Annotated in this window: 30 protein-coding genes and 1 riboswitch; of the genes, 22 read left to right on the top strand and 8 right to left on the bottom strand. The window is 33.1% G+C overall.

What is annotated here, in order from left to right; genetic code table 11:
* Window positions 1-106: 106 nt before the first annotated feature.
* Window positions 107-697 carry a TetR/AcrR family transcriptional regulator gene (locus tag J2S15_RS15585; RefSeq protein ID WP_307409992.1) on the bottom strand — a complete coding sequence of 197 codons (591 nt, stop codon included), beginning with the start codon at window positions 695-697 and terminating at the stop codon, window positions 107-109.
* A 151-nt stretch (window positions 698-848) separates the two neighbouring features.
* Here J2S15_RS15585 and J2S15_RS15580 point away from each other — a divergent pair, with 151 nt between their 5' ends.
* From J2S15_RS15580 to J2S15_RS15510, 15 genes are all read left to right on the top strand, one after another.
* Window positions 849-1,550 (top strand): ABC transporter ATP-binding protein, encoded by a 702-nt coding sequence (locus J2S15_RS15580; protein WP_307409990.1) that lies wholly within the window; start codon window positions 849-851, stop codon window positions 1,548-1,550.
* 1 nt (window position 1,551) lies between these two features.
* Window positions 1,552-4,050 (top strand): ABC transporter permease, encoded by a 2,499-nt coding sequence (locus tag J2S15_RS15575; protein ID WP_307409988.1) that lies wholly within the window; start codon window positions 1,552-1,554, stop codon window positions 4,048-4,050.
* 117 nt (window positions 4,051-4,167) lie between these two features.
* A complete protein-coding gene (locus J2S15_RS15570; protein WP_307409986.1) occupies window positions 4,168-4,821 on the top strand; it encodes a Crp/Fnr family transcriptional regulator in 654 nt (217 codons plus the stop codon).
* A gap of 61 nt (window positions 4,822-4,882) precedes the next feature.
* The gene (locus J2S15_RS15565) at window positions 4,883-5,659 is read left to right on the top strand and encodes an Mrp/NBP35 family ATP-binding protein (protein ID WP_307409984.1); all 777 of its coding nucleotides are present in this window, start codon (window positions 4,883-4,885) and stop codon (window positions 5,657-5,659) included.
* Window positions 5,660-6,243: 584 nt separating this feature from the next.
* Window positions 6,244-6,816 (top strand): histidine phosphatase family protein, encoded by a 573-nt coding sequence (locus J2S15_RS15560; protein WP_307409982.1) that lies wholly within the window; start codon window positions 6,244-6,246, stop codon window positions 6,814-6,816.
* A 25-nt stretch (window positions 6,817-6,841) separates the two neighbouring features.
* The gene (locus tag J2S15_RS15555; protein ID WP_307409981.1) at window positions 6,842-7,306 is read left to right on the top strand and encodes an LURP-one-related family protein; all 465 of its coding nucleotides are present in this window, start codon (window positions 6,842-6,844) and stop codon (window positions 7,304-7,306) included.
* Between the two features lie 15 nt (window positions 7,307-7,321).
* Window positions 7,322-7,810, top strand: a complete 489-nt coding sequence (locus tag J2S15_RS15550; RefSeq protein WP_307409979.1) for an LURP-one-related/scramblase family protein — start codon at window positions 7,322-7,324, stop codon at window positions 7,808-7,810.
* Between the two features lie 8 nt (window positions 7,811-7,818).
* The gene (locus J2S15_RS15545) at window positions 7,819-8,289 is read left to right on the top strand and encodes a cupin domain-containing protein (protein WP_307409977.1); all 471 of its coding nucleotides are present in this window, start codon (window positions 7,819-7,821) and stop codon (window positions 8,287-8,289) included.
* Between the two features lie 82 nt (window positions 8,290-8,371).
* Window positions 8,372-8,929, top strand: coding sequence for a nitroreductase family protein (locus tag J2S15_RS15540; RefSeq protein ID WP_307409975.1), 558 nt, complete (start codon window positions 8,372-8,374; stop codon window positions 8,927-8,929).
* A 50-nt stretch (window positions 8,930-8,979) separates the two neighbouring features.
* Window positions 8,980-9,122, top strand: a riboswitch (FMN riboswitch).
* A gap of 91 nt (window positions 9,123-9,213) precedes the next feature.
* Window positions 9,214-9,783, top strand: coding sequence for an ECF transporter S component (locus tag J2S15_RS15535; protein ID WP_307409973.1), 570 nt, complete (start codon window positions 9,214-9,216; stop codon window positions 9,781-9,783).
* A 178-nt stretch (window positions 9,784-9,961) separates the two neighbouring features.
* Entirely contained in the window at window positions 9,962-11,482 is a 1,521-nt protein-coding gene (locus J2S15_RS15530) for an ATP-binding cassette domain-containing protein (RefSeq protein ID WP_307409972.1), read from the top strand.
* 40 nt (window positions 11,483-11,522) lie between these two features.
* Complete coding sequence (locus tag J2S15_RS15525; protein ID WP_307409969.1) at window positions 11,523-12,503, top strand: Gfo/Idh/MocA family protein; 981 nt, start codon at window positions 11,523-11,525, stop codon at window positions 12,501-12,503.
* A gap of 84 nt (window positions 12,504-12,587) precedes the next feature.
* Window positions 12,588-13,355 carry a 4Fe-4S binding protein gene (locus J2S15_RS15520; RefSeq protein WP_307409967.1) on the top strand — a complete coding sequence of 256 codons (768 nt, stop codon included), beginning with the start codon at window positions 12,588-12,590 and terminating at the stop codon, window positions 13,353-13,355.
* A 109-nt stretch (window positions 13,356-13,464) separates the two neighbouring features.
* On the top strand, window positions 13,465-13,746 hold the full coding sequence (locus J2S15_RS15515) for a hypothetical protein (protein ID WP_307409965.1): 282 nt from the start codon (window positions 13,465-13,467) through the stop codon (window positions 13,744-13,746).
* A gap of 119 nt (window positions 13,747-13,865) precedes the next feature.
* Window positions 13,866-14,462, top strand: coding sequence for a recombinase family protein (locus J2S15_RS15510; RefSeq protein ID WP_307409963.1), 597 nt, complete (start codon window positions 13,866-13,868; stop codon window positions 14,460-14,462).
* Window positions 14,463-14,556: 94 nt separating this feature from the next.
* On the opposite strand, the gene J2S15_RS15505 is transcribed toward J2S15_RS15510, so the two are convergent.
* From J2S15_RS15505 to J2S15_RS20345, 3 genes are all read right to left on the bottom strand, one after another.
* Complete coding sequence (locus J2S15_RS15505; RefSeq protein WP_307410095.1) at window positions 14,557-15,576, bottom strand: IS3 family transposase; 1,020 nt, start codon at window positions 15,574-15,576, stop codon at window positions 14,557-14,559.
* Window positions 15,507-16,223, bottom strand: a complete 717-nt coding sequence (locus J2S15_RS15500) for a helix-turn-helix domain-containing protein (RefSeq protein WP_307409962.1) — start codon at window positions 16,221-16,223, stop codon at window positions 15,507-15,509. The genes J2S15_RS15505 and J2S15_RS15500 overlap by 70 nt, the downstream gene beginning before the upstream one ends.
* Before the next feature lie 97 nt (window positions 16,224-16,320).
* The gene (locus J2S15_RS20345; RefSeq protein WP_370872562.1) at window positions 16,321-16,797 is read right to left on the bottom strand and encodes a DnaJ domain-containing protein; all 477 of its coding nucleotides are present in this window, start codon (window positions 16,795-16,797) and stop codon (window positions 16,321-16,323) included.
* A gap of 166 nt (window positions 16,798-16,963) precedes the next feature.
* Between J2S15_RS20345 and J2S15_RS15490 the strand changes: the two genes are divergently transcribed.
* From J2S15_RS15490 to J2S15_RS15475, 4 genes are all read left to right on the top strand, one after another.
* Window positions 16,964-18,046, top strand: coding sequence for a glycerol dehydrogenase (locus J2S15_RS15490; protein WP_307409960.1), 1,083 nt, complete (start codon window positions 16,964-16,966; stop codon window positions 18,044-18,046).
* Window positions 18,039-18,479, top strand: a complete 441-nt coding sequence (locus J2S15_RS15485; protein ID WP_307409958.1) for a DUF3788 family protein — start codon at window positions 18,039-18,041, stop codon at window positions 18,477-18,479. The genes J2S15_RS15490 and J2S15_RS15485 overlap by 8 nt, the downstream gene beginning before the upstream one ends.
* A 105-nt stretch (window positions 18,480-18,584) precedes the next feature.
* Window positions 18,585-18,866 (top strand): hypothetical protein, encoded by a 282-nt coding sequence (locus J2S15_RS15480; RefSeq protein ID WP_307409957.1) that lies wholly within the window; start codon window positions 18,585-18,587, stop codon window positions 18,864-18,866.
* A gap of 112 nt (window positions 18,867-18,978) precedes the next feature.
* Complete coding sequence (locus J2S15_RS15475) at window positions 18,979-19,629, top strand: class I SAM-dependent methyltransferase (protein WP_307409955.1); 651 nt, start codon at window positions 18,979-18,981, stop codon at window positions 19,627-19,629.
* Between the two features lie 18 nt (window positions 19,630-19,647).
* On the opposite strand, the gene gpmA is transcribed toward J2S15_RS15475, so the two are convergent.
* Window positions 19,648-20,391, bottom strand: coding sequence for a 2,3-diphosphoglycerate-dependent phosphoglycerate mutase (gpmA, locus tag J2S15_RS15470; protein ID WP_307409953.1), 744 nt, complete (start codon window positions 20,389-20,391; stop codon window positions 19,648-19,650).
* Between the two features lie 156 nt (window positions 20,392-20,547).
* Here gpmA and J2S15_RS15465 point away from each other — a divergent pair, with 156 nt between their 5' ends.
* Window positions 20,548-21,564: an NAD-dependent epimerase/dehydratase family protein gene (locus J2S15_RS15465; protein ID WP_307409951.1), complete on the top strand. Its 1,017-nt coding sequence runs from the start codon at window positions 20,548-20,550 to the stop codon at window positions 21,562-21,564.
* Window positions 21,565-21,574: 10 nt separating this feature from the next.
* Window positions 21,575-21,751 carry a hypothetical protein gene (locus J2S15_RS15460; RefSeq protein ID WP_307409949.1) on the top strand — a complete coding sequence of 59 codons (177 nt, stop codon included), beginning with the start codon at window positions 21,575-21,577 and terminating at the stop codon, window positions 21,749-21,751.
* Window positions 21,752-21,790: 39 nt separating this feature from the next.
* Here J2S15_RS15460 and J2S15_RS15455 read toward each other — a convergent pair whose 3' ends face one another.
* Together J2S15_RS15455 and J2S15_RS15450 are read right to left on the bottom strand one after the other, a co-directional pair.
* The gene (locus J2S15_RS15455; RefSeq protein WP_307409947.1) at window positions 21,791-22,279 is read right to left on the bottom strand and encodes a deoxycytidylate deaminase; all 489 of its coding nucleotides are present in this window, start codon (window positions 22,277-22,279) and stop codon (window positions 21,791-21,793) included.
* A 19-nt stretch (window positions 22,280-22,298) separates the two neighbouring features.
* A complete protein-coding gene (locus tag J2S15_RS15450) occupies window positions 22,299-22,811 on the bottom strand; it encodes a hypothetical protein (protein ID WP_307409945.1) in 513 nt (170 codons plus the stop codon).
* 131 nt (window positions 22,812-22,942) lie between these two features.
* Here J2S15_RS15450 and J2S15_RS15445 point away from each other — a divergent pair, with 131 nt between their 5' ends.
* Window positions 22,943-23,674, top strand: a complete 732-nt coding sequence (locus J2S15_RS15445; RefSeq protein WP_307409943.1) for a tyrosine-protein phosphatase — start codon at window positions 22,943-22,945, stop codon at window positions 23,672-23,674.
* 26 nt (window positions 23,675-23,700) lie between these two features.
* On the opposite strand, the gene J2S15_RS15440 is transcribed toward J2S15_RS15445, so the two are convergent.
* Window positions 23,701-24,936, bottom strand: a complete 1,236-nt coding sequence (locus J2S15_RS15440) for an MFS transporter (protein ID WP_307409941.1) — start codon at window positions 24,934-24,936, stop codon at window positions 23,701-23,703.
* Window positions 24,937-24,985 lie beyond the last annotated feature (49 nt).

Here is a 24,985-nt window from a genome sequence, read left to right as displayed (position 1 = left end):
CACTTATATAACTGAATTACTTTATAAATAGTCTTAACTATTTTCAATAATTTTAGTGTAGTGGTTTCTGTAAGTAAAGTAAATAAAAAAACGGCATTGCCGTTTTCTAAAAAATATTTGAATGATCCATGAAATACAAAAAACCTGATTCTCCAATGTTATGAATAAACGCTGTTATTTCTGCAGCACTTTCCTGTACATCATTCTCTAACCACTTCTGAATTACACTAATGGAGCCATTCGCTACAAAACAGAAAACATAATCAAGTGTTTTTTTGTCTCCTTGAATTCCTCGTTTTTTCCATTCCGATATTACTTTATCCTGCATTACATAATATACTTTACGAACGAAATTACTGTCACCATTTTCACTAAATAATATCTTAAAGATATTTACATTTGCTTCTAGGTATTTAAATAGATGAAGTGAAAACTCATATACTGTTTGTTCTTGTGCCTGAAAATATTTATGAGTAGCTTCCAGTACTTCCTTAAAGATTTCATCTTCAATTTTTTTTAGTAAATCAAGAGGGTCAGAATAGTATTTATAGAAGGTACCACGGTTGATATCAGCTGCAGCACAGATTTCGGTGACAGTGATTTTTGTTACTGGTTTTTCTTTTAGTAGTTCAAAGAAGGTATCTTTGATTATCATCTTTGTATAACGTACTCTGCGGTCAATTTTTTCTTTTTCCATCTTTTACCTCTAGTTAATCAACAGTATTTTTAAAAGTGTCTATTTATTTTCAAATAAATCAGTTTTGTTGATTGCCGATAACACTTAAACATATTATAATATAACAAGTGTAAGATAATCAACACAGTGTACAGTAAGAAGGAGTATGCATATGTCATATATAGAATTTAAAAAAGTAAAAAAAGAGTATCAGATGGGTGAAGTAGTCATTCAGGCATTGAATGAAACTAGCTTTGAAATCAACAAAGGTGAATTGGTTGTTATTGTTGGTCCCAGTGGAGCTGGGAAGACAACAACGTTGAATATTCTTGGTGGAATGGACAGAGTTTCATCAGGTGAAGTCTTAATTGATAATAAAGATATTACCAAGTTGAAGGAAAAAGAACTGATTAAATATCGTCGTGAAGATATTGGATTTATTTTTCAATTTTATAACTTAGTACAAAATCTGACCGCAAAAGAAAATGTGGAACTGGCAATTCAAATCTGTAAGGATCCACTGCCACCAGAAGATGTATTACATAAAGTTGGATTGAAAGATCGTATGGATAATTTCCCTTCACAGTTATCTGGTGGAGAACAACAACGGGTTGCAATTGCCAGAGCACTTGCGAAAAATCCAAAACTTTTACTGTGTGATGAACCAACAGGGGCACTAGATTATAATACTGGAAAACAGATTCTGCAGTTACTTCAGGATACTTGTCGTAAAGAAAATATTACGGTTGTGGTTATTACTCATAATAGTGCAATTGCACCTATGGCAGATAAAATCATATCATTTAAAAATGGAAAGGTTTCGGATATTCGTTTAAATGAACATCCTCAGTCAATAGAAAGTATTGAGTGGTAGTATGAAGAGTGCATTAAAAAAAGATACCTTTCGTGAAATAAGAAAGACCTTTAAGCGGTTCTTATCAATTTTACTGATGGCAATGTTAGGAGTTGCTGTTTATGTAGGGATTAGTGCTGCTGGAATGAATATGCGAAATATGATGGATCATTATTTTGATGACCAGGAAGTATTTGATATCAAAATTATGTCAACTTTGGGGTTAAGTAATGATGATGTAAAAGCAATTGAAGATTTGGATGGAGTAAATGTTTATGGTACCTATGAACAGGATATTATGGTTCAGATTGGTGATGAACAGCAAGTATTTCATGCCATGGAATATAGCGATGAAATTAATAAAGTAGATTTAGTAAAAGGAAAAGCACCTGTTAATGAAGATGAATGTATTATTGAAGAAGCATATGCCAAGGCTCAAAATCTAAAGATTGGTGATACAATAACGATTACTGATGAATATGAAGATGATTTTCATGAGCGTACATTAACGATTACTGGATTAGGAAACTCTCCTTTGTATACGTCTGATGATAAAGGGAATTCAACACTTGGATCAGGGAAAATTGATTCTTTTCTATATGTAAATAAAGATAATTTTAATCTTGATACCTATACTTCAATTTATATTACCGTTGATGGAGCGAAAGAACTTGCCAGTGACAGTAATGAATATGAAGATTTAATAAATAGTAAATTAAAAGATATTCAAGGGATTCAAACAACTCAAATTGAATCACGTCGAAGTGAACTGTTAGATGAAGCATTAGAACCTTATACTTATGAAGGTACCTTAATGCTAAGTGATGAACAAAAACAAGAAGTAGAAAATGCAATACCTGAAGGAAAATGGTATGTGCAGGACCGTAGTGAAGCAAACGATGGATATAATTCATGGATTGTGTTTGCAGAGAACATCGATAATATTACAACCGTATTCCCACCAATTTTCTTTGCAGTTGCAACCCTGATGAGTTTAACTGCAATGACAAGAATGGTGGATGAAGAACGTACAGAAATTGGTACACTAAAAGCACTGGGATATAAAAAATCGCAGATTGCAAGTAAGTTTGTACTGTATGCATCTCTAGCAACAATTATTGGAACGATTATTGGAATCTTCGTTGGATTTGAATTACTAACAAATGTTATTTTAAACATTTGTCTGGATGAATACGTATTACCATTATTGTCAGTAAAATATGATTGGATGCTGGCATTATTTGGTTTTGCGATTTCCATGGTATGTATCGTTGGTGGGGCAATTTATGCAAGTCAGAAAAAACTGCGTGATGTACCTGCAACCTTAATGCGTCCAGAAGCGCCAAAGTCTGGTAAACGTGTGTTCTTAGAGCGCATAACCTTTATCTGGAAGCGTTTAAGCTTTACACAGAAAGTTACCCTTAGAAATATTTTCCGCTATAAGAAACGTTTTTTGATGGCAATTGTAGGGATCTGTGGAGCGACCAGTCTGGTTATGGTAGGATTTGGAGTAGATAACAGTATCTCTGAATTAAAACCAATTCAATATGAAGAAATCTATAAATATGAAATGATGGTTGGGATAAGCAATGCAGATGAATTAGATTCAACGATTGATAAATTGGAAGACCATGATGAAATCAAAGATATTTATGAAATGAATGTACAAAGTGTCTCTTTAGAAGCAGATGGCCTTTCAAAAGATGTATCACTTATGGTATTGAATGATAATCAGGATATTTCTGATTATATTAATATAAGAAACAGTGGCGATAAAAAAGAAATAAAAGTAGATGATGATTCGGTTGTTCTTACCAAACCAATGGCAGATACACTATCATTAAAAGTTGGTGATACAGTTACGATTAAAGATGCTGATGAAGTGGAAAAAGAAGTAACGATTGGTGGTATCGCAGAACAATACATTTCTCATAATTTGTATATGAGTAGCAATCTATATGAAGAATTATATGGTGAAGCATCAACTACGAATGTACTATTAGTAAATACTGATGATCTTAGCAATAAAAAAGAGAGTGCATTATCCGAAAAGATATTGGAAGATGACAATGTTACTACGGTAAATTTAACATCTGATATTCAAGGTAGTGTAAAGAATATGGACTTTGTTATTATTATCTTAATTGTGGTATCAGGAATGCTGACATTCCTTGTTCTATATAATTTATCGAATGTAAATATTAATGAAAGGATGCGAGAACTTGCAACCTTAAAAGTACTGGGTTTCTATAATGGTGAAGTTGATCAATATGTAAACCGTGAAATGATGATTCTAAGTGTAATTGGAATTGCATTTGGTTTGGTTGGAGGTACATTACTGAATTTCTTTGTATTACGAGCAGCAGCGAACGAATACATGACATATCCAGTTGTTATCAAACCAATCAGTTATCTATTTGCATTTGCTATCGTATTTGGATTCACAATTATTGTAAATATCGTATCGCATTATGCATTAAAGAAAATTGATATGATTGAATCATTAAAGAGTGTAGAATAAAACAACGAAAAGTATCAGCAATGATACTTTTTTGCTGTGCACTTTATTATAAAAATATAGAAAACTGTGATATAACGTATATATAAAATGGGATATAAGGAAAGAAGAGTGAAAGATATGGAAGCGTTAAAGGAAATTAAGTACAATCCTCTATTTCGAGGAATTGATGAAACCAATTTAAAAACAATACTGAACTCCTTTTCATTAAAGAACTATCAAAAAGATGAAGTTCTATATAAAGAAGGGGAACGGATTGATGTGATTTTCATCGTGTTGAGTGGAGAAATAAAAATTACTACTTCAAATTTAGATGGAAGTGAACGAATTATTAATATTGTAAAAAAGAATGAATTAGTAGCAGAAGCATTTGCGATATCACCACATGCAGTGTCAATTTTTAATTTTACTGCATTAAGTGATACCACAGTTCTAATGATACCAACCGAAGATTTTATGTTATTGAACAATCGTAAGATTATGACTAATATGTTGTATATACTGGCAAATGATAATGTTCAAAGTACACAACAACTGGAAAGTGTTGCAAAGACTACTATTAAGGAAAGAATTTATGAAGTACTAAAATACTTTTATTATAAGCAACAGAAAGAAACTGTTCAGTTGCCATATAATAAAACACAGTTATCAAAGTATTTGAGTGTTAATCGTAGTTCATTAACTAGAGAAATACGAAAGATGGAAGAAGAAGGTTATTTCACAAATAAAAAGAATGAATATACACTAAATTTAAAGTATTTTCAGAATGTGTAAATTGTAGATGAATTCTTTTAAAATAGTATTATAATTAGATATTGAAGAAAGAGGTTTTACTATGCAAGAGAATAAGTTTACTGCACATTTAAATAAGTATTCAAATGTGAAACATGTAATTGGTGTAATGAGTGGTAAAGGTGGAGTAGGAAAAAGTTCCATTACGGCACAACTGGCAACTGCATTACAGAAGAATGGTTATCGTACAGCTATCTTAGATGCTGATATGACAGGGCCATCCATTCCTCATTTGTTTGGTATTAAAGGTAAAGCAAGAGGGAATGGAGAAGTAATCTCACCTGGTGTAAGTGATAGTGGTATTCAAATTATGTCTACAAACATGTTGTTGGATAAAGCAACGGACTCAGTAATCTGGAGAGGTTCCATTATTGCCAATATGGTAAAACAGTTCTGGAGTGATGTTGTCTGGAAAGATGTAGACTATATGTTGATTGATTTACCTCCAGGAACAGGTGATGTTCCATTGACTGTATTTCAGTCCTTACCAATCGATGGAATCGTTCTGGTAGGTACACCTCAACAACTGGTAGAATCAATTGTTAAGAAATCAATTCATATGGCGAAAAGAATGAATGTAAATATTTTAGGTTATGTAGAAAATATGAGTTATTTTGTTTGTGATGATTGCCAGAAAAAACATTATATATTTGGTGAACATGATACAAATGAAATCATGAAGACATATGATATAGCAACAGTGGCTAGAGTACCACTTGATCCGAAACTAAGAGAATTAGCAGATAGTGGTAGAATAGAAGAATATGAAAATGATGAATTAAAAGATATTGTAGATAAAATTAAACAATTGAAAATATAAAAAATGGGATTAATCACAAGTGGCGATTAATCCCATTTTCGTTATTTTTTAACTCGCACTTACGGTAGCGAAACACACAGTTTTTTAACTCGCACTTACGGCAGCGAAACGCACAGTTTTTTAATTCGCACTTACGGTAGCGAAACACACAGTTTTTTAATTCGCACTTACGGTAGCGAAACACACAGTTTTTTTATTCGTACTTACGGTAGCGAAACACACAGTTTTTTAATTCGCACTTACGGTAGCGAAACACACAGTTTTTTAATTCGCACTTACGGTAGCGAAACACACAGCTTTTTAATTCACACTTAACGGCAGCGAAACGCACAGTTTTTAGGTAATATAGATAATAAATATACTAAATAATTTATTCATTACTTTCGCAAATATAATAACAAGTAGTGACTCTACTGTCAAGAAATCAATAGCTAAATTCTATTCAATTTGGTTTATTAGTTTATTGCCATTTCAATTTTTTCTTCTAAATATTCATTGTTTTATAGAATGAATAGTATAAAGCTTTTTGTATGTTTATATCATTAAATGGTATGATATACCTATCAAGTAAAAAAGGAGTAGTTATGGCAAAAGTATTGTATTTAATGAGACATGGAGAAACATTATTTAATAAACTAAATAGAATTCAAGGAGTATGTGATTCTCCATTAACAGAGTGGGGGATTCATCAAGCAAAAGTAGCGAAAAAATATTTGCAAGGGATAGCGTTTGACCATTATTATTGTTCTACTTCAGAGCGAAGTAGTGATACTTTAGAATTGGTTATTGGAGATCAGCCGTATACAAGAGTAAAGGAATTGAAAGAATTTAACTTTGGAGTATTTGAAGGTCAATCAGATTATTTAGAACCTAAAAAAATAGAAGATTATGATACATTCTTTATCCCCTATGGTGGAGAAGGCGCAAAAGATATGGAAAAACGCGTAATCGATGCATTAACTGATATTATGGAAAAAGAAGATCATGAAACAGTATTGGCAATTTCACATAGTGGAACCAGTACTTACTTTTTAATGCACTGGGAAAAAGAAGCAGATAAAATTTTAAAGGATGGTATTGGAAATTGTACGATTTTAAAATATGAATATGAAGATAAAAAGTTTAAGCTTTTGGATATCATTCGTCCTGAGTTTTAGAATATAATTAGTAGGAAGATATAAAATGAAATTGTTGATAAGAGATGGTGCAATTGTCAGTGCGTTAAAGAGAAAAATAGAATTTGAAAATGAGAATAGAGAAGTAATATATACTGCAAAAGGAAACGCAACGTTGTCTGATAGAGAAATTCGATTATATGATATAGATGGTAATGAAATTGCATGTATTGAAGAAATGCATTTTACTTCTAGACGTAAATGTACAATTGATATTTATGGTAGTGATGTAATTGCGATTAAACGGAAATTCGGTATTGGAGTAAACTACATTATTGAAGGAAATGACTGGGTGATAGACAAAGATCCATTAACGAGTGATTTTGATTTAACAAATGAAGATAACATGGTTGCATCATTTCGTAAGTTATGGGCAAATATGGATTATAAGTTTGAATTGGATATTGAAAGAAGTGAAGATGTTATATTAAGTGTTTGTATCGTTTTAGTTATAAATACTATGTATAAATAAAAAAGGAGAGAGCTTATGAAATTATACATAAAACAAAAAGTATTCTCATTCAAAGATCGTTTTACGATTGCTGATGAAAATGAAGAAGTTGTTTACACTGTAGAAGGAAAGGTATTTTCATTAGGAAAGAAATTAAAAGTATTTGATGCTAATGGAGAAGAAGTTGCATCAATTGAGGAAAAGGTACTTTCGTTTCGACCAAGATACTATATTAATATTCCTGGTAGAGATGAAATTACGGTTCATAAGAAATTCAGTTTTAAACCAAAGTATGTAATTGAAGGTAGTGACTGGATGTTACAGGGAGATTTCTTTGAGCACAACTATGGAATTGTGGAAGGTAGTGAACCAGTTATGAACCTGACAAAGAAATGGTTTACCTGGGGTGATAGTTATGAACTTGATATTGAGCACAAAGATGATATGTTGTTGAGTGTATGTATTGTATTAGTAGTAGATGCTTGTCTAGACAGTGAAGCTGCAGCAGCCAGTTCAGCAGCATAGGAGAAATTATGACAAAAACAATTATTGTGAATGAGAATGATGTAGAGCGAGTACATCGTAAACCTCATGAGAAGTACGAATATTATAAAAGACAGATTACTTCACGTGATCAGTTTGATCAGCTATATGTAAGTATTTATGATATACCACCACTAAAAGCGTCCTATCCATTCCACTATCATGTGAATAATACCGAAGCATTTTATATTATTAGTGGACAGGGATTATTTATTGGTGATGGAGAAGAAAATATTATTCGTAAAGGTGATGTGATTGTATGCCCTCAGGGAAAAGAGGGAGTACATAAGATTGTGAATACTTCTGAAACACAAATGCTTACCTATATTGATATTGATAGTACCAATTCACCAGATATTGTTCATTATCCAGACAGCAAGAAAATCAATGTAATCGTTCATGGTGAATCAGCAGATGTCTATATGGAAGAAGATACAGTTGATTACTTTACTGGCGAATAAATTTCTCATTTGCTAGATAACACAAATAATATAGTATTTGTTATACTAGGTTTAGATATTAGTTCTTGAAAGAGAGGGTTCTATGCAAAATCAAGTATTAGAGGTAATTAGAAAAAGACGTAGTGTACGTAAATTTAAAAATCATCAGATTTCAAAAGAACAATTGGAAACAATTTTAGAAGCAGGATTATTAGCTCCTTATTCTGAAGAAGATTCTTTGTTTTTTACAGTTGTTCAAAATAAAGAAAAGATAGATGAATTAAATGTGCTTGCCAAACAGGCAGCAATTGATTTAGAAGTAGAAGGATTGAGTGACTTAGGACAGGTGGAAGGATTTCACAGTCTGTTTGAAGCTCCAACTTACATTCTAGTTTCTGCGAAACAAGAATCATCAAGTCCAGGAATTGATGCAGGTGCAGCAATTCAGAACATGGTGTTAAGTGCAGAATCAATGGGACTTTCAAGTTGTTGGTTGTTCTATCCTATTTTGGCGTTTATTGAAGAGAAGAATAAACATCTGAAACATGAGTTCAATATTCCTGAGGAATATGTTCCACTAACTTCAGTTGTAATTGGTTATAAAGATGAAGATGTTTCACCTAGAAAACCAAATGTAAATAATGTATCATACTTCAAATAATAGAAACGCTATTGAAGAGTAGAAAGTTTAGTGGTATGATGTAAGCGAAAAATCTGTTTCAGGGCGAGGTGCAATTCCTCACCGGCGGTGATCAGCATACAATGCTGTAAGTCCGCGAGCTTATTATGATGGTAATAGTTGAATGGGTTCGAATCCCATACCGACGGTATAGTCCGGATGAAAGAAACGAAATACGATATAAGTATTTTTGTCTTGAAATGTATAATTTCAGGACTTTTTTTTCTGTCAGATTCTTCACAAATATTAATAGGAGGAATAAAACGATGTTAGAAAAAAGCATACAAGGAAACAAAAATACGACACAGGGACAAACCCTAAAGTTAGTGAAAATGGGAATGCTGATTGCAGTATCGATTGCACTAGTATACCTGATTCACTTTCCCATCTTTCCAGCTGTACCATTCTTGGAGTATGATCCAGCAGATATTCCAATCTTAATTGGAACCTTTGCATTTGGACCTATTGCTGGTCTTGTATTAACAGTAACAACTTCAGTTATTCAAGGATTGACGGTAAGTGCTGCTAGTGGTGTGTATGGAATTATTATGCATATTATTGCAACCAGTGCTTTAGTGTTGGTTGCTGGAGTGATTTATCATAAACAACAGACAAGAAAGAGCGCAATCATTGGATTGCTGTGTGGCGTAATCGCCATGGCGCTGGTGATGACTGGGGCCAACCTGATTATTACCCCAATGTTCATGGGTGTAGATGTAGATACGGTTTGGAATCTAATGCCATTCATTATTGGATTTAATCTTGTGAAAGCAGGAATCAATGGAGCAGTTACATTTTTGTTATATAAAAGAATCTCATCATTCTTACATAACTAATCACGCTAATATAGAGAGTGGAATGAAAAGGATAGACTTTCAAAGAAAGGCTATGCTATAATGGTTTCGGTGGTGATAAGATGTTGAAATAGATGTTACATTATACAATTTGAATATCGAATGATATTTTTTAGTTATGTCATGTCTATTAATCCCTTTTGAAAAAAGGGGGAATTTTATGTTAAAAATACAACATCTTACCATAAGTGATAGTTCATCAAAAGTGTTAATTGATGACTTGTCATTTGTACTAAATAAAAATGAAAAAATTGCTGTTATCGGAGAAGAAGGTAATGGTAAATCTACGTTAATAAAAGCAATCTACGATCCTAAAATGATCGATGGTTATGCAAAAATAGAAGGATTAATAGACATGCAGTTCATTTGTGCTGGGTATTTAGCTCAGCGTTTAGAAAACAAATGGAGTGCATGTTTTATTTATGAGTATTTACTTAGGGATGAAATAGACGATGAATTGGATTATAACTTGTATGAAGAATATGAAAAAATATGTAGTGATATTCAAATTGATAAAGAACTGATCTATCGTGATCAGAAGATGAATGAATTAAGTGGTGGGGAAAGAGTAAAGTTACAGTTATTGAAAGTATTAATAAAACATCCAGACTGTTTACTGTTAGATGAACCTACCAATGATATTGATATGGAAACCATTGATTGGTTAACCAGATTTATGAAGGAGTTAAAATGTGCAATCTTATTTATCTCACATGATATTGATTTGATTTCCGATTGTGCGGACCGGATTCTTCACTTGGAGCAACGCAACAAACGTAATAAACCAGTATGGACGATGATAGATGATGCCTATGGCAATTATGTAGAAGATCGTGACGAAACATATGAACATGAAAAACAGCAGTTAGCGAAGCGTAAACGTGAGCAGAAGAAGAAACTGGACCATATCAACGATATTAAGAATGCAGTAAATTATGCACAAGATACGGTGCCTCGTTCGATGCCATTTATGGGAAGATTATTAAAAAAGAAAATGCGTGCAGTAAAAGGAATAGAGTCAAGGATGGATAGTGAGGATTTTTCTATTGATTCCTATGAAGAGTCCATCAACTTAAAGATGGAACAGAATACCTATCATCCTAGTAAACATCTAATTCATATCGAAGAAGATGTTACTGTAGCTGATAAACTTTTGGTACATGATGCAGTAGTTGATATTTATGGACAGGATAAAGTTGCAGTAATTGGAAACAATGGTACAGGAAAATCAATTCTGTTAAAAAGAATCAGACAAGAGTTACTAAATCAGGAATTAGAATTTGCCTATATGCCACAAAATTATGATGAGTTACTAAACTACGATATGAGTGCAATTGACTTTCTATTAGCGAATACAGATGCACTATTGAATCAGGTACAGGATTATCTTGGATCAATTCATTTAACTGTGTTGGAAATGGGAAAATCGATTCGAGATTTAAGTGAAGGTCAGAAAGCGAAGGTATGTATTATCTATCTTATTTTACGAAAACCTAAAGTATTGGTAATGGATGAACCAACCCGTAATATATCTCCATTAAGTAAACCTGTACTTACAAACTTATTAAAAGAGTTTCAGGGATGTCTAATCTTTACGACACATGATCGTTATTTATTAAGAGAAATAGAACCAAGAATCTATAAAATAGAAAACAAAGAATTGAAAGAAGTACTGAAGTAAGGATATAATAAACTTAATAATATACAAAAAGGAGATTATCATGAAATTTGGTGTCATTGGAACGAATTTTGTATCAGACTTTTTTATGGATGGTGCAGCTCTTGTAGAAGAATGTGAAGTAGTAGCAGTTAGTGATGTATCACTAGAACTAGCAGATACGTTTGCCAAGAAATATAAGATTCCGAATACTTTTGATTCTTACGAAAAGATGTTGGAATCAAACTTAATTGAAGCCGTTTATATTGCAGTGCCAAATGGTTTACACAAAGAGATTAGTATGTATTTTTTAGAAAGAAAAATACCTGTATTCTGTGAGAAACCGCTAGCTAGTAATATTGATGAAGTAAATGAAATGTTTGAATGCGCAAAACGTAATAACACTTACTTACAAGAAGGATTAATACCCTTATATAATCCTAACTTAAAAGTAGTAAAAGAATTATTACCCAAACTAGGAAAACTTCATCAGGTGAATTTCACCTTTGCGAAGTATTCGTCTAGATACGATGCTTATTTACGTAAAGAAAACCCATCAACGTTCCGTGCTGATTTATCAAATGGAGCTATTATGGATTTAGGTGTTTATGTTATTGCTGATGTTATTGCTTTGTTTGGTAAACCAAAGAAAGTAATCAGTACTGCAGAATTGTTAGATACAGGTGCTGATATTGCAGGAGCGAGTATCTTTATCTATGATGATTTTGTAGCTACCTTAAGTTACTCAAAAGCATCGGATACTAAGAATCTGTCAGAAATCTGTGGTGAACATGGAACGATTACCATTGATCAGCCAAGTATGCCTCAAGAAGTCATCTGGTACAATCGTTTGGCGAAAGAGCAAACAGTAGTTAGTGAAAAACCATCAGAAAACTTCTATTATGAAATCAAGGAAATGATTGCTTGTATCAAAGAAGGAAGAATTGAAGGTTACAGTGTACCACATCAAGTATCCAAAGATGTTCATGAAGTACTTACGTATTGTCGTAAAGAAGCAGGAATTGTATTTCCAGCAGATAAATAAACTTGTAAAACAACTTTAAGAAATTAGAGTTGTTTTTTCTTAGTATGAGATTATAATATTATCAAGACGTAAAGGAGTGTTGATATGAATAACGTACTTAAACAACTATATTTTAGTCCCAGTGGTACAACAGAAAAAATATCTAATTTATTCTGTTCAAACATTAACTGGGAAACAACGGAAATCGATTTGTTGCATGATGATAACCTTCAAGAGGTAAGTTTTGAGGCAGATGATTATGTTGTAGTTACACTGCCTGTGTTCGCTGGGAGAATTCCATCTGTTTGTAGTGAGATATTATCTATAATGGAAGGAAATGGAGCAAAAGCAGTGGCGATAGTTGTCTATGGGAATCGTGATTATGATGATGCATTATTAGAGTTGGTAAACTTATTGAAAGAACAAAACTTTAATGTAATTAGTGCTGCAGCATTTGTTGCTCATCATTCAATCTTTACAAATGTCGCTGTTGGTCGTCCTGATGCACAGGATCTTCATAAAATAGCGGAATTTGCAAAACACTGTAAAGAAGATTATGAGAAAGATCTTTGCGGTGAATTAAAAGTAAATGGAAACTATCCTTACAAAGAAGTGGGGCCATCTAAGATGAAGCCAGAAGGGGACACAAAATGTATCAAGTGTCAGGCATGTGTGAATGTCTGTCCAGTCTTTGCAATTAATGCAGCAGATCCTCGAGTAACGGATATGGAGAAGTGCATTTCATGTACAGCCTGTATTACGCATTGTCCAGTGAAAGCAAGAGCTTTCCCTCAAGAATTATACAATGCTGCAAGAGGTCCATTTGAAGAGAAAAACTCACGAAGGAAAGAACCTGAATTTTTCTACTTATAAAGCATATGAATGTACATTTCATGAAAGCGTGATATTATAGAATTAGAAATGATCGTTAGTTATATATCAGTTAATTTTGCATGTTTTACAAGTGAAAGGAAGTGGTATAATGAAGTACAATATTGCATTAGAAATGGGAGTTGATTTTTCTGCAATCGCACGTAGTGGATTAGAAAAAGAACTGATTCGCTATAACAAAAATCGATTAATGGTTTCAGTTGTTCTGGATGATTCCGCAACGATTCACCTGTTGGAGACATTACGTAGCTACCAACAACAACCTTCAAAAGGACTTTATCCTCAGTCATTGTTATTGCCAACAAATGATTCGATTAAAGAGGTTGTTATGTGTGTAGACTGTACAAGTGATGTATCCTATAAGGTACATTAGCAGATAAATTAATTGGAAAGGCACAATGTGTCTTTCTTTTCTATATATAAAGAGTGCATAAGAAATGACTTTAGATTAGAAATCATGATATTCTACAATTATTATGGAGGTGATACTATATGCAACTATATGGATATGTGAGAGAATCAGGGAAAAAGAAAGATATTGATGAACAAATATCCGCAATTAGGAATGAAAGAGTTTTAAAGGAACAGCTATATGTAGACAAAAAAGTAGGAGATACTTTTAAAGGAAGTTTATTTGAGAAAATGGTAAAACAATTACAGCCAGAGGATATTGTCTTTATTTCTTCAATTGATCGCTTAGGTAGAACCTATGATGAAATTATGAAACATTGGAAACTACTAACGATTGACAAAAATGTTGATGTAGTAGTTCTTGATTTTCCTTTATTGGATACAAGAAATCCAGCAAAAGGAATAAGTAGAGAAGAGTTTGCAGATGTTGTATTACAAGTTCTATCTTATGTAACCAAGATAGAACAACATGATAGAAAACTGCTACAGACGCAAGGGATTGAAGAAGCAAAGAAAAAAGGTACTCAATTTGGAAGACCAAAAAGAGAAAAACCTGAAGGATATGAGGAAGTATTAAAACTATATCAGCTGGGTGAAATCTCTCAGAAAGAAGCAGGCAGAAGATTGCATGTCAGCAATCATACATTTGCCAGATGGGCAAAGGAGGAAACAATATAAAAAGGTGTCGGATTGATATGAGCCCTGTCAAGTAGACAGGTGAAATATCTAAAATTCATATAGACGATTTATCAATAAGATAGATTGTCTTTTCTTATGCATAGATACTTGCTTGTTGTTTCTGTTGTAAATGTCTTTTATATTCTTCTATCTTTCTATTCTTTGGAATTACATACTGAATTGGTTCAGTTGTTCTCATTGCAGCTTCACGTACTTGGATTGGTGTTTGTATATTGAATCTAGACTGAAATCTTTCATTGTTATAGAAACTTATATATTTCATAATTGCCTTCTTGAGTTCTTGGAATGTATGAAATTCATTTAAGTAATACATTTCTGATTTAATAATTCCCCATAATCCTTCCATGGGTCCATTATCAATGCAACACCCAACACGAGACATGCTTTGAACGATACCTTGCTTATCTAACTTCGCTTTAAACACTTTACTAGTGTATTGAAAGCCACGATCACTATGAAGCATTGGTTTGGCTCCAGGGTTTGCTTTAATTGCTTTCTTATAAGTATTAAAGACAAGTTTATTATTGTTTCTGTCACTGATATGCACAGCTACGATACTGCAATCATATAAATCCATAATAATGCTTAAATAAAGTTTTTTCTTCATTCCCTTAATTTTGAACTCACTCACATCTGTAACCCATTTCTCATTTGGTTTTGATGCACTAAAATCTCTTGCTAATAAATTTTGTGCAGTGACTTGTGGAGTGCTCTTTTTGTAGTTACTTCGTTTTGCACGAATAACTGCGTGAATACCAAGTAAGTTCATAATCCGATGCACACGCTTATAATTGTATTGTTTATGATTCAGTACATTAATCCATTCCGTCATTCTGCGATATCCTAGTATATGTCCGAAACGCTCATCATAATCTAGAATTATATTAGCTAATTCATGGCTTTCTAATTCATTCTGTGTTGGCTTGCGATTCAACCACTTATAATAACTACTTCTGGCAATGCCATATACATTGCATAACCAGTTAATGCTCCACCCTTTATCTTCATGTAATTCTTTAATTGCTAAGTATTGCGGTTCTTGTTTCCCTTTGGCGAATACCGCCTCCTTTCGATTTCCTTCACTTTTTTTAATGCAATTATTGTTCTTCTCTCTTCTTCCAGTTTGCGTTCAAGTCGCTTGTTTTCACGACGTAATAACTCTAGTTCAGTGAGTTCTTCATCTAACTTGTTTTTTCCTCTTCTATCTTCAAGTCCATTTTCACCGTCTTCTGTGAATCGTTTTACCCATTGATAAACTTGTGCATAGGATACATCAAATTCACTTGCTGCATCTTTATAGGACTTGTCATGCTCAAGACACCATTCTACTATTTTTATACGTTCTTCAAGTGTTGTTTTTCTTCTGTTTTCAGCCATGTAAACTTCTCCTTTTGGATTATAATCCTTTAGTTCTTCATGACTATTATACTTCATTACCCATGTTTCAATTTGCCTAGTTGATTTAAGTTTATATTTTTTCATTACATCAAGTAATGAACCTTCTCCATTTAAATACGCTAAAACTACTTCTACTTTAAATTCTTTTGAATAACTATTGTTGTGTGGTGAAGGTATAAACCCTTCTATTCCACTTGCTTCATAAAGTGCTATCCACTTTAGAAATGAAGTGTGCTTTATTCCTAAAGATGCTGCAATTCCTCTTTGTGATTCATATCCTTTGGTATATCTTAGTACTGCCTGTTCTTTTTGCTTAGGTGTAAACTTACTTTTTCTTCCCATAAGAAAAGATCCCTCCTTTCATAGAAACAACTTTATATATTTTAGTTGTCTACTCTAGGGGGATCATATCAGATTGACACCTTTGTTTTTTTATATATTAAATAAAGAAGAATGAGAATATTAAGCGTAGAATAAAACTCCATATGAATATTTGAATAATAAATGAAAATGGGTTAGAACGACGTTGCTGGTATTGGTACTGTTGTCTTTGTTGATAATTCTGACCTTGCCCTTGACGTTGTTGTTGTTGTTGAGCTCCACTTGCACGGAAAAATGCTTCAAATATGTCATCCATACTAGTAAACTGTCCATATGCTCCATATGCCTGTTGTTGGTGTTGTTGTTGCCTCATTTGCTCACCAGCATGACCATATTGATCATATGCCTGTTTCTTTTCAGGGTTACTTAATACATCATACGCTTCGTTAACTTCTTTAATTTTTGCTTCTGCATCTGGTTCTGTACTAACATCTGGATGATATTTACGAGCTAACTTACGATAGGCACGCTTAATTTCATCAGCAGTTGCTGTTTTGGGTACGCCAAGTACAAGATAATAATCTTTTTTTGCCATACATCCTCCTGTTTACTACATACTATTTTAACATATAATACAATTTAAGTTTACATTATTCAAGTAAAATTCACTTATTTCTATACTTCCACATAATTTGTTTTTATATCACACACTTTAATCCAACCTTTAAATCCTTTATAATAGAGTAAACAAGGGGGGCGTTATGGATAAAATACTAAAAGCACCAATGAGGTATATACAAGGAAGAGGTATCTTACATCATTTGTCTGATTATATCAATCCAGGGTATGTGAGAATTGTTATAATCGCTGATGACTTTGTCATTCAAAATATGAAAAATCAATTACTTCATTCATTTGATGATGAAGAAATTATATTATTATCGGTCCCTAACGTATGCTCAAAGAAAAAATTAAACGAGTTAATAAAAGACTATACAATAAATGTGTTAGATTTAATTGTTGGAATCGGTGGTGGAAAAACCATGGATGTTGCAAAAGGATTATCTTACTATACTGACAGTGATGTCATTGTTGTTCCTACAGTAGCATCAACTGATGCACCATGCAGTTCTATCGCAGTTCTATATCATGATGACCTGACATTCGATTCTTACCTTCATCTAAAACGCAGTCTTAGTGCTGTATTGGTTGACGAGGATGTAATTGTGAAAGCACCACTACGGTTATTTATAGCAGGTATAGGAGATGCGCTTTCAACTTATATTGAAGCAAGAGCATGTTATGAAGCAAAAAAAACTACAGACGCTGGTGGAACAGTAACCTACTCTGCACTTATGATAGCAAAGGCATGTTATGAAAGTGTGATGGAATATGCGCTTAGTGCTGTAGATGATGTTAAATATGGAATCGTAAGTGATGCAGTGGAGAACATCATAGAAACAAATATTTTATTAAGTGGAATTGGTTTTGAAAGTGGTGGATTATCAATCGCTCATACATTACATAATGCACTTACTAAAGTAAAGAGTAATAAACAAAACATGCATGGAGAAGTAGTTGCTTATGCAACGCTTGTTCAACTTGCATGTGAAGGAAATAAACAAATGTTTGAAGAAGTATACCAACTATGTACACAAATTGGGTTACCTACTACGTTACAAGCCTTAGGGATTGAAATGAACAAGGAGACAATGAAGCTAGTAGAGGACGAGTGCTTTGAAAAGTTAACAAATATTCATAATGTCCCTTATGAGATGGATATGGATAAATTAGAAAATGCAATTCGCTTTGTAGAAAGCTGTAAGGAGGCTAACCATGAGTAGAATGCTAGATAAAAGTAAAGAACCAACAATAGATGAAATTAAAGAAAAAATTAAAGGTTCTTGGGATATTTTAGTAGAATTAGAAGATGAACTAAGAAATCGCTATGACTTAAAAAAAGAATTACGCTTTCCATTTGGTAACAACTATGGATGGGGATACAAATATGCGCATAAAGCAAATCATTTGGTGTATGTATTCTTTGAAGACGAACGAGTCATAGTAATGATGCAGCTTGGTGATAATTGTGTTCCAAAGATAGAAGAAAACTTTGAGTCTTTCTTACCACAGACAAAAAAGTTATGGGAAGAACGCTATCCATGTGGGGATCATGGAGGGTGGATTAATTATCCACTCACAAATAATAAAGAGGAATTAAATGAAGTATTGACACTCATTAGTTTTAAAAAGAAGCCAGTTAATAGTGGGAAATAAACTATTGACGTATTTGTATAGACATATTACTATAAAAGAAATCTGAACCTTTTTTGAGGGAAGAATGTCTTAATTGGTGAAGAGTGTTTATTAGGAGGAGAAAAAATGTTTATTTTAGCACGTATTCGCGTACCAGCGGAAATTATGGGATGGGTATTAGTACTTGGAGCACCATTAGCTGCACTAGGATTTGTTTATGCAATAGGAGAACCAATTGCTAAATTCTTTACTAGAAATATGACTGATGCAGAAGGTAAGAAGCACATTTCAACAAGAATTGTGAATTGGTTAGCATTGATTGTTGCCGTAGTTGTTATCCTGGTATTTAGTTTGCCAGCATTTGGAATTACACCACTAGGTGATCCATTTAACGTCTCAACAATGTAATTAGATGAAGATACACAGAATTATTCTGTGTATTTTTTATTTCACTACCACTGTCTAACATGATATAGTTATATCAAGTTAACCTTAGGTAACATATGAACAGGAGAATATAATGAAAGATTTTAATAGTGATGAATATGCAGCGATGTATATGAAGGATATGGAAGCAAAGATCCCCGGATATTCTTTGATGTTTGATTTAATATTTCATGGAGTATTGCCAGTAGAAGCAAAGGAAGTTCATTCGATTTTATCTGTTGGTGGCGGATTAGTAGAAGTAATGAAATCTCATAATGCTTATGAGGATGCAAGTTTTACACTTGTTGATCCAAGTGAAAGCATGATAGGAAAGATACAAGAAGAATTAGAGGAATACAATATTAGCGAATATGCAGAGTTTAAATGTTCATCTTTTGAGACATATGAAAATAAGAGATGTTTTGATTTGTGTCTATCATTGTTGGTAATTCATTTTGTAGGTGATAAAGAGCAGTTTTTAAGGAACATATATAACAGTTTAGAAGCGGATGGACTTTGTGTTCTAAGCGCCTTCTCTGATTATCACTTGGATTGGTGGGAAACATATGCAATTCATAATGGTGCGAATGCAGAGCAGGTAGGGAATACAAGAAAAAATCCACAATCGACAATGGCTTGTACGAGTGCGGATGAGATTGAAATGATAGCAAATAATATAGGTTTTCATGGCATAGAAAAGATAGCTCAGATTCTATCAGTAGATGTTTGGCTATTAAAAAAATAAAACTGTCATATGACAGTTTTATTTTGCTTTTCCTTGGTTTGCAACACTTTCCATTTTCTTTTGAATTGCATCTTGATCACCTAAGTAATATTTGTCGATTACTTTGAAGTTATCATCGAATTCATATACTAAAGGTACTCCAGTTGGGATGTTAACGCCAACGATTTCATCGTCACTCATACCATCCAGGTATTTTACTAATGCACGTAATGAGTTACCATGTGCAGTAACTAATACACGTTTTCCATCTTTCATTTGTTTTAAGATTTCACCTTCGTAATATGGAATTACACGAGCGATTGTATCTTTTAAACTTTCTGCTAATGGAAGTTGGTCTTTGTCTTCATAACGGTATTGTTCAAGAAGACGTGGACTACGTTCATCATTTTCTTCTAATGATGGTGGTTGAATGTCGAATGAACGACGCCAGATTTTAACTTGTTCATCACCATATTTTTCTGCTGTTTCAGCTTTGTTTAAACCTTGTAACGCACCATAGTGACGTTCGTTTAATTTCCAGCTTTTTATAACTGGTAACCATTCACGATCCATTACTTCTAATGCAATGTTTTGTGTGTGAATTGCTCTTTTTAAATAAGATGTATAGCATACATCAAAATCATAATTTTCTGCTTTTAATAATTCTCCTGCAGTTTTTGCTTCTTTTCTTCCTGTATCTGAAAGATCTACATCTGTCCAACCTGTAAATAGGTTTTCTTTATTCCAAACACTTTCCCCATGACGGATCAAAACTAATTTCATTTTCATACCTCCTGCAAAGTTAGCCTTATGTAACATATTATAGTCATTTATGAAATTTTGTAAAGTAATATCCACGACTTTCTCGGTTGTCTTAGTTGGTTTGAACTCAATTTGAGGGTATGATAAAACTAGATGAAATATCAAAGGAGGTAAACCATGAAAGTATTTATGATAGGAGGAACTGGATTATTAGGTTTAGAAGGAGCGAAAGAATTAATTAAAAAAGGGCATAGTGTTGTTTCTTTAGCACTTCCTCCATTACAAGATGATTTGGATATACCAAAAGGAATGGAAGTAAAACTAGGTAATTATCTGAATATGAGTGATGATGAATTATTCGATATTATGAAAGACTGTGAAGGATTTGTATTTGCAGCTGGAGTAGATGAAAGAGTAGAAGCAGAACCACCAATTTATGATTTGTTTAAAAAGTATAATATTGATACACTAACTCGTTTATTGGACATTGCGAAGAAAGCAGAAGTAAAACATGTAGTAGTGTTAGGATCTTATTTCTCTTACTTTGCGAAAGAATGGAAAGAATTAGAACTTACAAAACACCATCCATATATTCGTTCAAGAGTCGATCAGGAAGATGCAGCGTTTGCTTATGCTAAAGATGGGATGAATGTTGCAGTGCTTGAACTACCGTATATCTTTGGTGCTCAAAAAGGTAGAAAACCAGTTTGGCAATTCATTGCAGAGATGATTAAGAATACACCAACCAAAGAATTATATTACCCAACTGGTGGTACAACAATGGTTACAGTACATCAGGTTGGACAGGCCATTGCAGGCGCTCTGCTGAATACAGAAGGTGCTGTTGCATATCCAGTAGGTTGGTTTAATATGAGCTGGAAAGAGTGGTTAGAAGAGTTCTCAGCAGATATGAAGGACCCGAAAACAGTGGTTACGATTCCGACAGAACCATATTTGGAAAATATGAAGGAAACAAAGAAACAACTGGAAGCAGCAAATAAAGAATTAGGATTAGATATGGTTGAGTATGTGAAACTGATGACAGCAGATACGTTTATTGATAAATCAATTATTCGTGATAAATTAGGTGTAGAAGAAGATGACATTCATGCTGCGATTCAAGAATCAGTTGATGTATGTATGGAAATTATGAATAATCCAGATAAAGAAATAATTGATATGAAAGCGGAATAGGAGAGGACAAATGAGAGAAGATGCATACCGTGGGATTCTAAGCAATAGAATTCTGAAACTTACTGATAAGTACACAAAGGAAGAATTAGATAAGAAGACAATTGATGAAATTGAAATGATTCTTTATGACCATAAAGAAAGTACTTATATCAGTGATGATGAACTAAAAGCATATGAAACAGAATAATAAAAAGTACCCCGTTATTTAAATAACGGGGTATTGCTTTTAATAACCAAAACTTCCGGAAAGTGATTCGTCGTTTTCAATCCAATCCTGAACATCAGTAATACGATAACTATCCTGAGAATCACGAATAATAACTTTATCAATTCCAGCATTGATAATCATTCGTTTACACATTGAACAACTATTGGATTGATTGATAAATTCACCTGTATCAACTTCTCTTCCAGACAGGTACAAAACACTACCAATCATCTTTTCACGTTCTGCACTAATAATTGCATTTGCTTCTGCATGAACACTACGACATAACTCGTAACGCTCTCCTCTTGGAATATTCATCTTCTGTCTGATACAGAAGTTTAAATCTGTACAGTTTTTTCTACCTCTGGGCGATCCTACATAACCAGTAGAAATTACTTCGTCATTCTTGACGATAACAGCACCATAATGCCTGCGTAAACAGGTGCAGCGTTTTGAAACAACATCTGCTAAATCTAAATAATAATTGACTTTATCTCGTCTTTCCATCTAAAGACCTCCTATATCATTAAAATCCATATTTTGACCAATCATCTTTATTAGTAATAATTGGTAAGAAACAATCAATTGAAAAATCAATCGTTTCATAATCGTCTACATACCCATCGACAATTGCTTTTCCTGTACAACTTATATGCACCTGATGTTCTTCAATATCTAAAATTTTTACTTCATATTCTACAATTGGTTCATGTTCGTAAATGTAGAAAGTATCTTCTCTTTCTCTTGCTTGATTAATATCTGTAACTTTAAAACTCAATCCAATAAGTTCTTTTGCCTTCTTTTTAGAAGTATCAATTGAGTTAATAACAAGATAAGGTGAATAACCAGAATCTTCATTCATATTACCTAAAATTATAAATGAATACTTTAATGTTTCATAATTTGTAGAAAGAAAAAATGCAGTATCTCTTCTATCTCTTCTGATTGAATAGGAAATACCATTGAGTTCAAATATAGATGTATTATTCACAGTAATAACAGAATTTTCTTTTTTCTTAAATAACTTTAACTTTCTCACAATCATAACTCCCCATATCTCTTTCTCATATTATCCACAATTTACAAAGAAAAAGATAGAGTATTTTAGCGAATAGTTGATAAAAAAATGAAACAGGGATAGAATATAGATATTATAATTTGGAGGATTTTATGAAACCAATGATACGTTTACCTTTAGATAAAGCATACAATGTTCGTGAATTAGGTGGTTATGTTACCAAAGATAACAAACTTACCAAATGGCAAAGTTTTCTTCGTGCTGATGATTTATCAGAACTTACGAAAGCTGATGAACAACTAATGAAAGACTATGGAGTAACTTCAATTCTTGATTTAAGAGGAGAGAATGAAACAAAGAGAAGTCCTGACACTCTTGCAAGTGATCTGGATATTACGCATGTGAATATTCCATTTATGATTGATAGTATCGGTGATGTCAGTAAAGTAAATCCAGATGATTTTGATTTCACTTTAGGTGATTTCTATATTGGATTATTACAGTGTAAAGGACAAGTAAGAAAAATCTTTGAAGTAATTGCAGATATGCCAGAAGGTGCGGTTGTATTTCACTGTGCAGCAGGGAAAGACCGTACGGGAGTAGTGGCAATGTTACTGTTGGGTCTAGTAGGTGTAAGCCGTCAGGATATTGTGACAAATTATGAACAAACATTTACGAATTTACGTTATCGCAGAGGAATTGATATCTTAGAAGAATCAAATGACCAATATATGAAGTTTATGTATTCAAAAGCAGAGTACATTGAAAAAACAATCAGTTACTTAGAAAAAGAGTATGGTACTTATGAAGAGTATTTATGTTCATGTGATATTTCAGATGAAGTACTAAAGATTGTGAAAGAACGATTAGTAGAAGATATGTAAAAAACACAGGTTGCCTGTGTTTTCTTTTACTCTTCTTTTGCGGCTTTACTAAAGAAGTAAAAACCAATTATAAACATAATAACTAAGATGAAGATACCACTATTTACACTTCCTGTTAATTGGGCGAACAATCCCATTAAAGCAGTTCCAATAAACGAAGCACCTTTTCCACAAATATCAAAGATTCCAAAAAATTCCCCAGTTTTTTCTGGTGGTATAATCTTGGCGAAGTAAGAACGTGATAGTGCCTGTACTGCACCTTGGAACATTCCTACACAGATTGCCAGAAACCAGAATTCCCATTGCTGATCCAGTTGAATTGCAAATAAGGCAATTCCAGTATAAGCAACAATACAAAACTTAATTAGTGATGCTGTATCATATTTCTTTGATAATTTACCAAATAGAATGGCAAATGGGAAGGCAACAATTTGTGTTACTAACAGTGCCAGCAATAATCCTTGAGTGTCTAAACCTAAAGCACTACCATACGCTGTAGCCATTTCTATAATTGTATAGACTCCATCAATATAGAAGAAGAATGCGACTAAGAATAGTAGAATCTTTTTATGTTGTCGTATTTCTTTGATTGAACTTCCAAAACGTTGAAAGCTTTCTTTGATTGGGTGTTTCTTTGGTTCAATATAATATTTTTGTTCATAGTTTTTTAATAATGGTATTGTCACAAGAAACCACCATGCTGCAGTGATAAAGAATGCAATCATCATTGCCATTGATAATGAAATACCTATTAATTCATAAAACAATACAAAGACTAAACTGATAATAAATGGAATACAACTTCCAATATATCCCCATGCATATCCTTGAGAGGATACTTCATCCATTCGATCAGGTGTTGTAATATCATAAAGCATGGAATCATAGAAGATCAGACTTGCTGAGTATCCTACTTTTGCTACCACAAACACAGCAAGGAATACAATCCATGTAGTAGCTAAAGATAAACCAGCACAACAGATGACTCCGATCATCATAAATAATGTAAAGATTGGTTTGCGATATCCTTTTGTATCTGATATCGTGCCAATGATTGGTCCAATTACTGCTACAATCAGCGTGGAGAAGGAAACAGCGTAACCCCAATAAGCAAGATAATCCACTTCTGATATATTAGCACTCTCAGCTAATCCATTGAAATAGATAGGTATGATGGTAGACACCAGCATAATAAACGCAGAATTACCTACATCATAAAGAATCCAGTACTTTTCTAAGCTTGTGAATTTTGATTTTTTCATAGAGACCCCTTAAATTTATGTCAATTACATCATAGTATAGATGGCTAAT

Source organism: Breznakia pachnodae, assembly GCF_030814225.1.
GTDB lineage: Bacteria > Bacillota_I > Bacilli_A > Erysipelotrichales > Erysipelotrichaceae > Breznakia > Breznakia pachnodae.
This window is presented reverse-complemented; position numbering and strand designations above follow the sequence as displayed.

Excerpts from the sequence above, each read along its gene's own strand:
- J2S15_RS15585 (WP_307409992.1), bottom strand. The coding sequence starts at position 697 with ATGGAAAAAGAAAAAATTGACCGCAGAGTACGTTATACAAAGATGATA.
- J2S15_RS15580 (WP_307409990.1), top strand. The coding sequence starts at position 849 with ATGTCATATATAGAATTTAAAAAAGTAAAAAAAGAGTATCAGATGGGT.
- J2S15_RS15575 (WP_307409988.1), top strand. The coding sequence starts at position 1,552 with ATGAAGAGTGCATTAAAAAAAGATACCTTTCGTGAAATAAGAAAGACC.
- J2S15_RS15570 (WP_307409986.1), top strand. The coding sequence starts at position 4,168 with ATGGAAGCGTTAAAGGAAATTAAGTACAATCCTCTATTTCGAGGAATT.
- J2S15_RS15565 (WP_307409984.1), top strand. The coding sequence starts at position 4,883 with ATGCAAGAGAATAAGTTTACTGCACATTTAAATAAGTATTCAAATGTG.
- J2S15_RS15560 (WP_307409982.1), top strand. The coding sequence starts at position 6,244 with ATGGCAAAAGTATTGTATTTAATGAGACATGGAGAAACATTATTTAAT.
- J2S15_RS15555 (WP_307409981.1), top strand. The coding sequence starts at position 6,842 with ATGAAATTGTTGATAAGAGATGGTGCAATTGTCAGTGCGTTAAAGAGA.
- J2S15_RS15550 (WP_307409979.1), top strand. The coding sequence starts at position 7,322 with ATGAAATTATACATAAAACAAAAAGTATTCTCATTCAAAGATCGTTTT.
- J2S15_RS15545 (WP_307409977.1), top strand. The coding sequence starts at position 7,819 with ATGACAAAAACAATTATTGTGAATGAGAATGATGTAGAGCGAGTACAT.
- J2S15_RS15540 (WP_307409975.1), top strand. The coding sequence starts at position 8,372 with ATGCAAAATCAAGTATTAGAGGTAATTAGAAAAAGACGTAGTGTACGT.
- J2S15_RS15535 (WP_307409973.1), top strand. The coding sequence starts at position 9,214 with ATGTTAGAAAAAAGCATACAAGGAAACAAAAATACGACACAGGGACAA.
- J2S15_RS15530 (WP_307409972.1), top strand. The coding sequence starts at position 9,962 with ATGTTAAAAATACAACATCTTACCATAAGTGATAGTTCATCAAAAGTG.
- J2S15_RS15525 (WP_307409969.1), top strand. The coding sequence starts at position 11,523 with ATGAAATTTGGTGTCATTGGAACGAATTTTGTATCAGACTTTTTTATG.
- J2S15_RS15520 (WP_307409967.1), top strand. The coding sequence starts at position 12,588 with ATGAATAACGTACTTAAACAACTATATTTTAGTCCCAGTGGTACAACA.
- J2S15_RS15515 (WP_307409965.1), top strand. The coding sequence starts at position 13,465 with ATGAAGTACAATATTGCATTAGAAATGGGAGTTGATTTTTCTGCAATC.
- J2S15_RS15510 (WP_307409963.1), top strand. The coding sequence starts at position 13,866 with ATGCAACTATATGGATATGTGAGAGAATCAGGGAAAAAGAAAGATATT.
- J2S15_RS15500 (WP_307409962.1), bottom strand. The coding sequence starts at position 16,223 with ATGGGAAGAAAAAGTAAGTTTACACCTAAGCAAAAAGAACAGGCAGTA.
- J2S15_RS20345 (WP_370872562.1), bottom strand. The coding sequence starts at position 16,797 with ATGGCAAAAAAAGATTATTATCTTGTACTTGGCGTACCCAAAACAGCA.
- J2S15_RS15490 (WP_307409960.1), top strand. The coding sequence starts at position 16,964 with ATGGATAAAATACTAAAAGCACCAATGAGGTATATACAAGGAAGAGGT.
- J2S15_RS15485 (WP_307409958.1), top strand. The coding sequence starts at position 18,039 with ATGAGTAGAATGCTAGATAAAAGTAAAGAACCAACAATAGATGAAATT.
- J2S15_RS15480 (WP_307409957.1), top strand. The coding sequence starts at position 18,585 with ATGTTTATTTTAGCACGTATTCGCGTACCAGCGGAAATTATGGGATGG.
- J2S15_RS15475 (WP_307409955.1), top strand. The coding sequence starts at position 18,979 with ATGAAAGATTTTAATAGTGATGAATATGCAGCGATGTATATGAAGGAT.
- gpmA (WP_307409953.1), bottom strand. The coding sequence starts at position 20,391 with ATGAAATTAGTTTTGATCCGTCATGGGGAAAGTGTTTGGAATAAAGAA.
- J2S15_RS15465 (WP_307409951.1), top strand. The coding sequence starts at position 20,548 with ATGAAAGTATTTATGATAGGAGGAACTGGATTATTAGGTTTAGAAGGA.
- J2S15_RS15460 (WP_307409949.1), top strand. The coding sequence starts at position 21,575 with ATGAGAGAAGATGCATACCGTGGGATTCTAAGCAATAGAATTCTGAAA.
- J2S15_RS15455 (WP_307409947.1), bottom strand. The coding sequence starts at position 22,279 with ATGGAAAGACGAGATAAAGTCAATTATTATTTAGATTTAGCAGATGTT.
- J2S15_RS15445 (WP_307409943.1), top strand. The coding sequence starts at position 22,943 with ATGAAACCAATGATACGTTTACCTTTAGATAAAGCATACAATGTTCGT.
- J2S15_RS15440 (WP_307409941.1), bottom strand. The coding sequence starts at position 24,936 with ATGAAAAAATCAAAATTCACAAGCTTAGAAAAGTACTGGATTCTTTAT.